Origin of the sequence: Pseudomonas sp. CIP-10 (assembly GCF_020911845.1) — a bacterium.
Taxonomy (GTDB): Bacteria; Pseudomonadota; Gammaproteobacteria; order Pseudomonadales; family Pseudomonadaceae; genus Aquipseudomonas; species Aquipseudomonas alloputida.
The window spans coordinates 2,804,848-2,817,149 of record NZ_CP087160.1 but is presented as its reverse complement, the minus strand read 5'-3'; the positions used below and the strand labels follow the sequence as shown (position 1 = coordinate 2,817,149).

The window sequence follows — 12,302 nt, the reverse complement described above, 5'->3', positions numbered from 1 at the left end:
TGCAATCGTTCGATCCGATCGGCGTGTGCGATCCCTTGACGTGTATCGGTCGGGTACAATGGCAAACCGCTCGAAAATGTGCAGCCGCATGATCCAGTCCGACCTCGACCTGTTCGGCGCCCAGCCGCAACGCCTGGCCAGCCACACTGTGCTGCTGCCCGGCTTCGCCCTGGCCGAAACCGAGGCGCTGCTCGATGCCCTGCGTCCGGTGCTGCGTGCTGCGCCGTTCCGGCACATGTACACCCCAGGAGGCCTGCGCATGGCAGTGGGCCTGACCAACTGCGGTACGCTGGGGTGGGTGAGTGATCAACATGGCTACCGGTACAGCCCCAGCGACCCACTCAGTGGCCAGCCCTGGCCCGCCCTGCCCCCGGTTCTGCTCGCCTTGGCCTCCCGCGCGGCAGCCATGGCCGGGTTTGACGGTTTTGTGCCGGATGCCTGCCTGGTCAACCATTACCTGCCAGGCACACGCCTGAGTCTGCACCAGGACCGCGACGAGCAGGATTTCGGCCAACCGATCGTGTCGGTGTCGTTGGGCTTACCGGCGGTGTTCCTGTTCGGCGGCCTGCAGCGTGCCGACAAGGCTCAGCGCATTGCGCTGAGCCACGGCGATGTGCTGGTTTGGGGCGGCGAAGACCGCTTGCGCTTCCACGGCGTGCTACCGATCAAACCCGGTGTGCATCCGCGCCTGGGCGAACGGCGGATCAACCTGACCTTGCGCAAGGCGGGTGCCTGAACAGGGGCCGTCATCTGCCACCCCGCGCAAAACAAGATGAACGCACATGAAACACATTGAACATCTTGGCCAGGCAAGCTTCGAATGATAAGCCGCCTTTCTTTTGTCTGGAGCCTGCCATGCCCAACCCGCCTGGTTCTTCGAGCCGTTGCAACGGAGCCATGTACCGATGAAGATGCCTGGCCGCGCACCCAATGCTTCGCTGCAGCTCGATTACGTACGCGACACCCTGTTCGGCCCGGTGGCGCAACGCGTGGAATGCCAATGCCAGCTCGCCGCCCTCAACCTGCAGGGTCGCCCAGGGCTGCGCCTGCACGTGTGCCCCCCACTGCCTGACAAGATCGACCGAGCTCACAGTGTGGCCTTCGTCTGGGATGGGCGGAGTTACCACGGCGTGGTTCGCGAGAAGGGAAAGTGCGGCGACGGTGGATTGAACCTGCTGCTGGAACTGCAATAAGCCGATCAACGGGGGTTGTGGCTGCCTGGGCGCATGCCAGCGCGTTGCTTTCAGCAGCCCGGCCAGCCTTGGCTGACCGGGGCACGACAGGCGCGCTCAGGCAATCGCCTTGAGTGGCGCCGGGTGGTTGTCACGCAGCGCATGCAGCTGCTCCACCAGGTTGACAAGGTCACGGCAACTGTTGAGGTTTTGCAGCGCGACCCCGCTGAGGGTCACGCCCTGATCGAGATCCTGGCCCTGGCCCAGGCGGATGGTCAGGTTGGCGCCGTCCGGGCAGCTGACTTCACAGCGGTCTGGCAAGCAGGCCTGCTCGATCAGTTGCCGCATCTCTAGTATCGAAACGCCTATCAACGACATGGTACGACCCTCTCTGTGGGATGGCCTGTTGTTTGGGAGTACGCCTTTGTCGGGCGGGGCGCCAATTGATATTGCGCATGCTCGGCCAGCTGTCCATGCGCCCGGGCAATGAGCTTGCGGGGGATCCTTTAGCACCTTAGTGGAAGATTCTCCGCGAGGGCCGAGTGTTCGACTGCATTAGCAGACTTGACGACGAGTGGTCTTGGTCAGCAACGCGCTGACCAATGTCCAGCCGGGTAGCCGTGGGAAGATGGCCTGCCAGCGACAGGGCCAGGACAGGCCACCCAATCAACAGGATCAGTGCGCGGCACCTCCCCTCTCATCCTGCATCTGCCCAAACCGCCCGGCATGGAAATCATCGAACGACTCGGCAATCTCCGCCTGGCTGTTCATCACGAACGGGCCGTAGCCGACGATCGGCTCATCGATTGGCTCACCGCTGAGCAGCAGCACACTTGCGCCGTCCAGCGCCTCGACAGCTACGTCTACACCCTCCCGGTCGAGCAGCACCAGGCTCGACGGGCCTGCTTCGCGCTCGCTATTGATTCGAACGTTACCACGCAACACCACCAGCGCCGCATTGCGACCGGCAGCAACCGGCAACTGCAAGGCCGCGCCGGCGTTGAGCCGCAAATCCCACACGTCCATCGCGGTGAAGGTTCTGGCCGGCCCGTGGTGGCCATGGTAGTCACCGGCAATCACTCGCACGCGCCCGGCATCACCGTCAAGCGCTACCACCGGAATGTCGCCGGCCAGCAGCGTCTGGTAGCCGGCCGCTGCACGCTTGTCCCGCGCCGGCAGGTTCACCCACAGTTGGACCATTTCCAGCGTGCCGCCACTGCGTGCAAAGTCCGGGGAATGAAACTCTTCATGAATGATGCCGTTGGCCGCCGTCATCCACTGCACGTCACCTGGACCGATCAAGCCTCCAGCACCGGTGGAATCACGGTGCTCCAGTTCACCTTGGTAGACGATGGTCACAGTCTCGAAGCCGCGATGCGGATGCTGGCCTACGCCGCGTCGTGCTTGGGTCGGGGTGAAATCATGCGGACCGGCGTAGTCCAGCAGCAGGAACGGGCTGATCCGGCTGGCCAGGTTGTCGTAGGTGAACAGGCTGCGCACCGGGAAACCATCACCCACCCAATGTGCGTGAGGGCTGCGGTGAATACCCAGAATCGTTTTCATGAGAAGGCTCCTCTCTTGGTTGAGGTAACCTTATCAATGATGCCAATCAAGCGGTAGACGGCTGAAATGGCATGCATCGTCCCATCTGCAGAACAGTCAACCCTGCAAAAAACCGAGCACTTGCTCGGCCGCCATGGCCGGGTCTTCCTGCATGAAACAATGCCCACCGGGAACTTGCCGTGCGGTCACATTGCGGTTTAGCAGCGCCAGGCGATTGACCGAACGTGGCACAAAGGGATAGGTGTCTTCGCCATACAACACCCGTGTCGGCGTCCTGATTGCGGCCAGACTGGCCCACATGCGTTTAGGGAATGAGCTGAAGATCTCCACTTCACGACTGGGCCGGCACTTGAGCACCACGGCCTCGCCACACTCACCGATGGCATGCTCGACATAGGCCTGCAGTGCCGCATGGGTCCAGCCTTTGAAGATACCGCGCCCTTCCAGCGAGGCCAACGCCGACTCGCGATCGGGCCAATGGCTGCGGCGGCTGGCGGCCTTACGGGCCAGGGCGTGACGCTGATGCAGGCCGACCAGGGCTGCCGCCCCCATCACACCGATCATGCGTCGGCTGAACAGTACCGGGTCAAGCAGCACGGCACGTGCGAACAGTTGCGGCTCACTGCCCAGGATCAGCCCCGTAAGCACGCCACCAAAGCTGTGCCCTACGGCAAACCGCTGGACGTCGCCATACTCGCCACGTCCGCCCTGAAAGGCCTCCACCGCCAAGGCAGCGGTGCGGTTCCAGCCGCGAAACACCCCACCATGGTCACTGTCCCCATGGCCCTGAACGTCGCAAAGCCACAGGTCGAAATGCTCGCCCAGGCGCATCAGCAACGGTTGGTAAGCCAGACAACAGAAGCCGTTGCCATGCAGGAAGTGCAGCAGCGGTTTGCCACTGGCCGGGGTTCGCCAGCCACGCAGGGTGAAACCTTCGGCGCATTCGTGGGACCAGGGAATCAACTGCATCGGCTTACTGTACTCTCGGGGTCAGGAAAACGCTGATTCTACAAACAGCAGCGGGTACAGTGAAATCACCAGCAACAGGGCCATCACGACATTGAACAGCATCAGCCAGCGCGAGTTTTGCAACAGGTTGCGCAGGGCGCTGCCGAACATCACCCATACCCCCACGCTGGGCAAGTTGACCAACGCGAACAAGGCCGCAATGACGATCACGTTGGTTACATAGCCTTGCGCTGGCGTGTAGGTGGTAATCGCCCCTACCGCCATCACCCAAGCCTTGGGGTTGACCCACTGGAACGCCGCCGCCCCCCAGAAGCCCAGCGGTTTGCGGGCACTGGACGCGGCCGTGCCGACCGGCCCGGAAGTGGCGATCTTCCAGGCCAGGTACAGCAGATAGGCGGCGCCAGCGTAGCGCAGCACCGTGTACAGGGGTGGCCAGGCCTTGAATACTTCACCCAGCCCCAGGCCGACGGCCAGCACCATCATCATGAAACCAAAACTGATACCCAAGGCATGAGGGACCGAGCGGCGCACGCCGAAGTTCACCCCCGAGGCCAGCAACATGGTGTTGTTGGGACCCGGGGTGATGGAAGACACGAAGGCAAACAGCACGAAGGCGGTCAGCAGGTCGGCAGAGGCAAGCATGGCGGGCATTCCACTTTCTTTATGGGTGCTGTCACACTAACGGAGCGCCACTCCCAGCAACCGGTACAGTTCGATTAAATTACGCAGATACACATCACTGTACCGACAATCCGGATCAAGGAAGCCGTCACCATGAGCCTTACCATTCGCCCTGCCGTTCGTACCGATGCCGAGCAGATCCTCACCTTCATCACCGAACTGGCCGAGTACGAACGCGCGCGCCACGAGGTAGTCGCCACCCTTGCCGATATCGAGCACAGCCTGTTCGACGAAGGCAGCACTGTGCACACCCTGATGTGCGAGCGTGATGGCCGTGCAATTGGCTTTGCCGTGTACTTCTACAGCTACTCGACCTGGCTCGGGCGCAATGGCATCTATCTGGAAGACCTGTACGTAACCCCCGAGCAACGCGGCGATGGCGCCGGCCGGCAGTTGTTGCAGCACATTGCCCGCGAAGCGCTGGCGAACAACTGCGGGCGCCTGGAATGGAGCGTGCTGGACTGGAACGAGCCAGCGATCGGCTTCTACCAGAAGCTGGGGGCCGAGGCGCAGGATGAGTGGGTGCGCTACCGCCTGGATGGCGACAAGCTGGCGGCATTCGCCCGCGGGTGATCGCCCGGTTTCCGCACTTCTGCCTGCTGGAAGAACACGGCAGGCCTGAGCCTGTCCTACCTGCTGCTCGGCAGCCTCGCGCGCTGTATGACATTGACGCCAAGCCCGCCCCATGCTCTCCTTATGCCTCACGTTCAGGTGCCCCTCATGGGGTGAAACGGGAAACCGGTGCGTCCCAGGCCCTTCAGCAGGGCTGGACAATGCCGGTGCTGCCCCCGCAACGGTAAGCGAGTGAAGCGTCTGTACCACTGTGCCTTGTAGTGCGGCATGGGAAGGTGACGCGTTCCAGGAGCCCAGCTCTTCCTCGCAAGCCCGGAGACCGGCCTGGCGTTCATGAACACCCCGCGGTGGGCGGGCGCTGTTGCATTCCCTTGGGCGACCACGTCCGGGGCTGCCGCGCTCGCCCATTGCCCACAAAAAGCAGAGGATCGCGTCATGCCCGTCACCAGCGCCAAACAACACAGCCTTGCTACCCCCGTTACCCTCAGCCAGCGTGTAATCATCGCCGTCGGTGCCAGCTTGCTGGGTTTGTGCCTGGTGTACTTTGCCGGGTTCTCGCACATCGAGGCTGTGCACAACGCCGCCCACGACACCCGCCACAGCGCCGCCTTCCCCTGCCACTGAGTACGCCTGATGATCACGCGCATTGCCCGTACTGCGGGTTTCAGCGGGCTCCTTGCAGCCCTGTTGCTGACCTTGCTGCAAAGCTTCTGGGTTGCCCCGCTGATTCTGGAGGCGGAAACCTACGAGTCCTCGGCCCCGGCCGCACACCACGAACACGGTAGCGAAGTGGCCGCTCATGAACACAGCGCCGAAGCCTGGTCGCCGGAAGACGGCTGGCAGCGCGTGCTGTCCACCACAGGCGGCAACCTGGTGGTCGCAGTCGGCTTCGCCCTGATCCTCGCCGCCCTGTACAGCCTTCGCGAGCCCAAACGCGCTACCACTGGCGCATTGTGGGGGTTGGCTGGCTTCGCCGTGTTCTGCCTGGCTCCCACCCTGGGCTTGCCACCAGAACTGCCGGGGACTGCGGCCGCCGACCTGGGGCAACGCCAAACCTGGTGGGTTGGTACAGCCAGTACCACAGCGCTGGGCCTGGCCTTGCTGGTGTTCGCCCGCCACTGGCTGCTGAAGGCGCTGGGCGCCGTGCTGCTGGTCATTCCCCATGTAATCGGTGCACCGCAACCCGAGGTGCACGAAAGCCTGGCCCCTGAAGCATTGGAAACCCAGTTCAAAGTCGCCTCCTGGCTGACCAACGCCGCCTTCTGGCTGGCCTTGGGCCTGCTCAGCGCCTGGCTGTTCCGCCGTTCCAGCCAGGCTTGATGCCTGCCTTCTATGCCGGTTTTGGCTGCCGCCGGGGTTGCCCGGCAGATGCCTTGCTACGCTTGCTGCGCCAGGCCCTGGACAACCAGGGGCTGGCGCTGGCCGACCTGCGCGGCATCGCAAGCATCAGCCTGAAGGCCGACGAGCCCGGCTTGCAGCAATTGGCAGAGCGCCTCGGTTTGCCCTTGGTGCTGTACCATGGCGCGCAACTGCAACCCTATGAACCACTGCTCAGCCACCGTTCCGCCGCTGCCCACCAGCACAGTGGCTGTTGGGGCGTAGCCGAGAGCGCGGCACTGGCCTTGGCCAGCCAGCGGCAGGGTACGGCCAGGCTGCTGCTGACGCGCCAGGTACTGGGCCCGGCGACGCTCGCCCTGGCCTGCTGAGCGTTTCGTACCCTCTTTTTTGCCAGGACTTTGCATGACCATCTACTTTATCGGTGCCGGCCCCGGCGACCCGGAGCTGATCACGGTCAAGGGCCAACGGCTGATTCGTCAGTGCCCGGTGATCATTTATGCCGGTTCACTGGTACCCGCCGCCGTGCTCGAAGGCCACCAGGCCGAAACCGTGATCAACAGCGCCGAACTGCATCTGGAACAGATCATCACTGCCATGCGCAGCGCACACGAAAAAGGTCAGGATGTGGCCCGGGTGCACAGCGGCGACCCCAGCCTGTACGGCGCCATCGGTGAACAGATTCGCCACCTGCAGGCGCTGGGCATCGATTACCAGATCATCCCCGGCGTTACCGCCACGGCAGCGAGCGCCGCCCTGCTCGGCTGCGAGCTGACCTTGCCTCAAGTGGCGCAGACCGTGATCCTCACCCGCTATGGCGACAGCTCGCCCATGCCGCCGGGTGAGCAATTAGGCGACCTGGCGCGCCATGGCAGCACCCTGGCAATTCATCTGGGGGTCAAGCACCTGTCGCGCATTGTCGATGAGTTGATGCCGCACTACGGCGCGCACTGCCCGGTTGCGGTGGTGCATCGGGCCACCTGGCCAGACCAGGATTGGGTGCGCGGCAACCTCGGTGATATCGTCGAACGCGTAGCGACCAAGGATTTCCGGCGCACGGCGCTGATCCTGGTAGGCCACGTACTGGGGGATACACCGTTCGCCGAATCGGCCTTGTACCGTGCCGGGCATGCCCACCTGTACCGCCCTGGCGACTGAACATTGCCAGCCTTGCCTCGGGCGTAGCAGACTCCGGGTTCCCGCCTGCAAACAGGAGCCATGCCCATGCTGGAATTACGCCCCAACTGCGAGTGCTGTGATGCCGACCTGCCGGGTGACAGCCCCGACGTTATGATCTGCTCCTTCGAATGCACGTTCTGCCGTGCCTGTGCCGAAACCCGCTTCCAAGGCCGCTGCCCAAATTGTACCGGGCAGTTGGTAGCCCGCCCGACGCGAGTCGGCCAGGCATTGGCCAACAACCCTGCCTCCACACTGCGTATACACAAACCGCACGCTGCCTGCGCCTGAACAACTGCAAAGAAGCGGCATCACCGCTTTCTCAGGGTGATGTCTTTCCTGTTTCTTGTAGGACTTTTCAACAAAAAGCACTGGGGTTTTCAACACTTCTATACTCGGCATTACCAAACTTCGGGAATGGTCGTATCGTGCAGCGCTTCCGATAACCCCACTTGCAGACGTATTCCTGAGTGTTCCAGGAAGCGGACCACATCCCTACAGGAGTTTTCCTCATGACAACCGTGCTGATCGTCGACGACCACCCCATTGTCCGGCTGTCCCTGCGCCTACTGCTCGAGCGCGAGCGCTTCCATGTCATCGGCGAGGTCGGCAATGGCAGTGAAGTGGCTCAGGTTGCCCGCGAACTGCGCCCGGACGTAGTCATTCTCGACATCGGCCTGCCTGGCCTTGACGGCATGGAAGTCATCAAGCGATTGCAGAGCCTGGAGCCGGTACCGAAGATCATGGTGCTGACCGGCCAGGCCACTGACCTGTATGTACGCCGCTGCCTGGATGCCGGGATAGGTGCCTTCGTCACCAAGGAAGAGGACCACGAGGCCCTGCTGTTCGCCCTCAAGGCCCTGACCAAAGGTTATTCGACCTTTCCGCAAATGTCGGTCAACAGCAACTCGCTGGAGAGCGAGCCAGTGCGCCTGGCCAGTCTCTCCAACCGAGAAATGGAAGTGCTGCGGCGCCTTGCGCGCGGCGAGAATAACAAGAACATCGGCACGTGCATGAACCTCAGCGCCAAGACCATCAGCACCTACCGGGGCCGTATCATGGAAAAGCTCAAGACTGAGTCTCTCGTGGAAATGGTCGACCTGGCCAAGCGCAACAGCGTCTATTGAGCGCTCGGCTACCATGAAACTGTTGCTGGCGAGCGTCCTTCTGGCTATCGGTCTGGCCAACTCCACGGTGCTGCAGGCCAGCAGCGAACCACGCCATCTGCTGGCGCGCTCAATCAGTGCCGCTGCCCCACTGGCGTTATCCGGCGATGATCGCCACTGGCTGAAAAATCGCCAACGCCTGATACTGGGTAGCGCGCGCCCCGACTACCCCCCGTTCGAAATCAATGTCAGTCAGCATGACTATGAGGGGTTAAGCGCAGACTACGCCGGCATCATCGGCGAACAGCTTGACATACCCATTGAAGTACGCCGTTTTGACAGCCGTCACGAGGCCATCACTGCCCTGCGTGATGGCCATATCGACTTGCTAGGTAGCTCCAACGCCTTCGAAGCGGCAGACGCCCAGCTTAGCCTGAGCACCCCCTATGCCGACGACCTGCCAGTGATCGTCACCCGTGAGGGGCACAGCTTGAAAAGCACGCCCGACCTCGCCGGCCTGCGCCTGGCGATGGTCGATCACTACCTGCCGGCCGTCAGCGTTCGCACCCTGTACCCAAAGGCGCAACTGAGCCTGTACCGCTCAACCCTGGCCGGGCTCGCTGCTGTGGTGCTGGGCGAGGCAGACGCCTATCTGGGCGATGCGATCAGCACCGACTACATGATCGGCAAAAGTTTTCAGGGCACGTTGAAAATCGACCATTTCTCCCAACTGGCTCCAGAGGCTTTTGCCTTCGCCATAGCCAGCGACAACCCGCGCCTGCATCGGCTGGTGGACAAGGCGCTGTCACGCATTAGCGAAAGTGAACGCCTGAACATTCTGCGCCGCTGGAGCAGTGGTAACACCAGCCTGCTGCTGCAGCGCCACCTCACTGCCTTGAGCGAAGAAGAAGAAGCCTGGATCACCGCCCACCCCACTATCAGCGTACTGGTCAATACCTCGCTGGCACCTTTGACGTTCAACGATGCTCAGCACCGCCCTAGCGGTATCACCCTGGACCTGCTCAAGCAGATCTCGCTGCGCACTGGGCTGCAGTTCACACCCGTCGAGAGTGCTTCATCGCAGGCCATGATCGACCGCCTGGTGCACGGCGAGGCACAGATGATCGGGGCGCTGGGCTATGGTGCCGACCGCTTGAAGCAACTGCGCTACACCCGCCCCTATCTGGTCAGCCCGCGCGTGCTTGTCACCCGCAACGACGGTGAATCACCTGCACAGGCCAAGGCCCTGGATGGCAAGCGCATCGCCTTGGTGCGCGGCTCACCGCAGCAGGCCGTTTTGCAACAGCGATACCCGCAGGCCGAGATCGTCGAAGTTGACAACCCCCTGGGCCAGATGGAGGCCGTGGCCAACGGTGTTGCCGACGTGGCCCTGAGCAGCCATATCAATGCGGCCTATTACATCAGCCATGTGTTCAAGGACCGTTTGCGCATTGCCAGCGTGCTCGACGACGCCCCGGCCATTGCCGCCTTTGCCGTAGCCGCCGACCAGCCACAGCTGCAGGCCATTCTCGACAAGGCGCTGCTAAGCATTCCACCTGAAGAACTGGACCAGTTGATCAACCGCTGGCGCACCAGCACACTGGTGAGCGACAGCCCATGGCGCGACTACCGCACCCTGGCTTTGCAGGTGCTGGTGCTGTCGGCCCTGCTGCTGGCCGGGGTGGTGTTCTGGAACAGCTACCTGCGCAAGCTGATCAACCAGCGAACCGAGGCACAGCACGCACTGCAGGCACAGCTCGCGCTGAGCCGTGGGCTGCTGGAACAGTTACGCCAGGCCAAAGACGATGCCGAACAGGCCAGCCAGACCAAAAGCACCTTCCTGGCCACCATGAGCCATGAGATCCGTACCCCGATGAATGCGGTGATCGGTCTGCTGGAACTGGCCCTGGAAGATAGCCGCAGCGGCCGCAGCGACGCCCAGACCTTGCAGACCGCCCATGATTCGGCCATTGGCCTGCTTGAGCTGATTGGCGATATTCTCGACATTTCCCGCATCGAATCCGGCCATATCAGCCTGCAACCGGTGCCTACCAATCTGGTCGAACTGGTGCGCGCCACGCTGCGGGTGTTCGAAGGCAATGCCCGGGCCAAAGGGTTGCATCTGCAGGGCGAGCTGCCTGCAGAGCCGGTATGGGTGCTGGCTGACCCACTGCGACTCAAGCAAATTCTGTCCAACCTGATCAGCAACGCCATCAAGTTCACCGACCGTGGTGAAGTGCAGGCATGCCTGCTGCTGCCCAAAGTTGCCGGCCACGGCGCTCTGGCTATCGAGCTGAATGTGCGTGACACCGGCATCGGCATCAGCCCCGCCGACCAGGCCAGGCTGTTCAGTGCCTTCGTTCAGGTCGATGGCCCAAGGGCACGTCAAGGGGCAGGCCTGGGGTTGGTCATCAGCCGTACCCTGGCCGAACTGATGGGCGGCGCCCTGAGCCTTCAGAGCGTCGAGGGCGTTGGTACCCGGGTACAAGTCAGCCTGCGGTTACCCGCCTGCGAAGCCCCGGCACAAGCGGACCCGCAACTCACGACACATGAAAGCAACAGCGGCCCGCTCAATATTCTGGTGGTCGACGACTACCCAGCCAACCTGCTATTGCTGGAACGGCAACTGCAAACCCTGGGGCACCACGTGACACTGGCGGAGAATGGCGAGATCGCCCTTGCACACTGGCAGGAAGCGCGCTTCGACCTGGTGATCACCGATTGCAGCATGCCGGTCATGGACGGGCATGAACTCACCCGACGCATTCGTAGCCTGGAGGGCGAACGCGGCCTGCCAGCAGGCCGTATTCTTGGCGTGACCGCCAACGCCCAGGCCGAGGAGCGTACTCGCTGCCTGGCCAGCGGCATGGACGAATGCCTGTTCAAGCCGATTGGTCTGCGCACGCTCAAGACCCATCTGCCCCAGGTGCGCCCTCAGCAGCCGTCGCCGGAGCCTTCCCATAGTGGGTTCGACCTGGCCGAATTGCGCCACCTGACCCAGGACGACGAGCAGTTGACGCGGCATTTGCTGGAGCAGTTGTCGATAAGCGTCAGTGAAGACCTGGCCGCCCTGCGTGCCTTGGCCACAGACGCCCCTGATGAAGCCGTACGCGCCTTGGCCCACCGCATCAAGGGGGGCGCCAAAATGATCAGGGTGCGCGCCGTGGTCAAAGACTGTGAAGCCATCGAGCACGCCCACGCACGAGGGCTGCCAACCGTTGAGCAACGCGGGCAACTGCAAGTCAGCCTGCAGGCACTGCTTGACGAGATGCGCGAGGCGCTCAATGCAATTGCAGCGTCGAGCTGATCTGGCTGATGGCGTCCACGACGTGCCGTGAACCTTGCTGAATTTCCATGATCACTGTCCCCGCCTCATTGGCCAATGCCACGCCGTGACCGGTACGGTTGAGGCTCGATTGCATGCTGGCCACCGCCAATAGCGACAGGTCGTGGTTCTGCCGCACCACATCGACGATTTCCAGGGTGGCCTTGCTGGTTCGCGCGGCCAGGTTGCGCACCTCATCGGCCACCACGGCAAAGCCTCGCCCGTGCTCGCCGGCACGCGCGGCCTCGATGGCTGCATTAAGGGCCAACAGGTTGGTCTGGTCGGCGATGCCACGAATGGTCAGCACAATCTGCCCGATCACATCCGACTGCTTGTTTACCGCATCGATGCTGCGCGCTGCGTCGTTAAGCTCCTGGGAAATCTGCTCGATTACCTGCACGG

At 62.7% G+C, this 12,302-nt stretch carries 14 protein-coding genes, 1 pseudogene and 1 riboswitch; of the genes and pseudogenes, 10 read left to right on the top strand and 5 right to left on the bottom strand.

The window, feature by feature from the left end; genetic code table 11:
• Positions 1-76: 76 nt before the first annotated feature.
• The gene (gene alkB / locus LMH93_RS12870) at positions 77-736 is read left to right on the top strand and encodes a DNA oxidative demethylase AlkB (protein ID WP_019751428.1); all 660 of its coding nucleotides are present in this window, start codon (positions 77-79) and stop codon (positions 734-736) included.
• Between the two features lie 169 nt (positions 737-905).
• Complete coding sequence (locus LMH93_RS12865; protein ID WP_003253801.1) at positions 906-1,193, top strand: hypothetical protein; 288 nt, start codon at positions 906-908, stop codon at positions 1,191-1,193.
• Between the two features lie 96 nt (positions 1,194-1,289).
• Here LMH93_RS12865 and LMH93_RS12860 read toward each other — a convergent pair whose 3' ends face one another.
• From LMH93_RS12860 to LMH93_RS12845, 4 genes are all read right to left on the bottom strand, one after another.
• Positions 1,290-1,550: a DUF1652 domain-containing protein gene (locus tag LMH93_RS12860; protein WP_033725899.1), complete on the bottom strand. Its 261-nt coding sequence runs from the start codon at positions 1,548-1,550 to the stop codon at positions 1,290-1,292.
• A gap of 297 nt (positions 1,551-1,847) precedes the next feature.
• Positions 1,848-2,735 carry a pirin family protein gene (locus tag LMH93_RS12855; protein ID WP_185279332.1) on the bottom strand — a complete coding sequence of 296 codons (888 nt, stop codon included), beginning with the start codon at positions 2,733-2,735 and terminating at the stop codon, positions 1,848-1,850.
• A 96-nt stretch (positions 2,736-2,831) separates the two neighbouring features.
• Complete coding sequence (locus LMH93_RS12850) at positions 2,832-3,704, bottom strand: alpha/beta fold hydrolase (protein WP_185279333.1); 873 nt, start codon at positions 3,702-3,704, stop codon at positions 2,832-2,834.
• Positions 3,705-3,725: 21 nt separating this feature from the next.
• The gene (locus tag LMH93_RS12845) at positions 3,726-4,355 is read right to left on the bottom strand and encodes a LysE family translocator (RefSeq protein ID WP_012052198.1); all 630 of its coding nucleotides are present in this window, start codon (positions 4,353-4,355) and stop codon (positions 3,726-3,728) included.
• Between the two features lie 123 nt (positions 4,356-4,478).
• Here LMH93_RS12845 and LMH93_RS12840 point away from each other — a divergent pair, with 123 nt between their 5' ends.
• The 8 genes from LMH93_RS12840 (at position 4,479) to LMH93_RS12805 (ending at position 11,882) form a co-directional block, all read left to right on the top strand.
• A complete protein-coding gene (locus tag LMH93_RS12840; RefSeq protein WP_003253811.1) occupies positions 4,479-4,958 on the top strand; it encodes a GNAT family N-acetyltransferase in 480 nt (159 codons plus the stop codon).
• A gap of 119 nt (positions 4,959-5,077) precedes the next feature.
• Positions 5,078-5,300, top strand: a riboswitch (cobalamin riboswitch).
• Between the two features lie 93 nt (positions 5,301-5,393).
• On the top strand, positions 5,394-5,582 hold the full coding sequence (locus LMH93_RS12835; protein ID WP_003253813.1) for a CbtB domain-containing protein: 189 nt from the start codon (positions 5,394-5,396) through the stop codon (positions 5,580-5,582).
• 9 nt (positions 5,583-5,591) lie between these two features.
• Positions 5,592-6,278 (top strand): CbtA family protein, encoded by a 687-nt coding sequence (locus LMH93_RS12830; RefSeq protein WP_230065275.1) that lies wholly within the window; start codon positions 5,592-5,594, stop codon positions 6,276-6,278.
• A complete protein-coding gene (locus LMH93_RS12825) occupies positions 6,278-6,664 on the top strand; it encodes a cobalamin biosynthesis protein (protein WP_019751424.1) in 387 nt (128 codons plus the stop codon). The genes LMH93_RS12830 and LMH93_RS12825 overlap by 1 nt, the downstream gene beginning before the upstream one ends.
• A 34-nt stretch (positions 6,665-6,698) precedes the next feature.
• Positions 6,699-7,451: a precorrin-4 C(11)-methyltransferase gene (gene cobM / locus LMH93_RS12820; RefSeq protein WP_047605208.1), complete on the top strand. Its 753-nt coding sequence runs from the start codon at positions 6,699-6,701 to the stop codon at positions 7,449-7,451.
• A 66-nt stretch (positions 7,452-7,517) separates the two neighbouring features.
• Positions 7,518-7,760 (top strand): DUF1272 domain-containing protein, encoded by a 243-nt coding sequence (locus LMH93_RS12815; RefSeq protein WP_003253822.1) that lies wholly within the window; start codon positions 7,518-7,520, stop codon positions 7,758-7,760.
• 221 nt (positions 7,761-7,981) lie between these two features.
• Entirely contained in the window at positions 7,982-8,596 is a 615-nt protein-coding gene (locus tag LMH93_RS12810; protein WP_003253824.1) for a response regulator transcription factor, read from the top strand.
• A 13-nt stretch (positions 8,597-8,609) separates the two neighbouring features.
• Positions 8,610-11,882, top strand: a complete 3,273-nt coding sequence (locus LMH93_RS12805; protein ID WP_230065274.1) for a transporter substrate-binding domain-containing protein — start codon at positions 8,610-8,612, stop codon at positions 11,880-11,882.
• Here the strand turns inward: LMH93_RS12805 and LMH93_RS29890 are convergent.
• A pseudogene (locus tag LMH93_RS29890) lies at positions 11,857-12,288 on the bottom strand (methyl-accepting chemotaxis protein); the annotation flags it as partial. The gene LMH93_RS12805 and the pseudogene LMH93_RS29890 sit on opposite strands and share 26 nt — an antisense overlap.
• Positions 12,289-12,302: the final 14 nt, after the last annotated feature.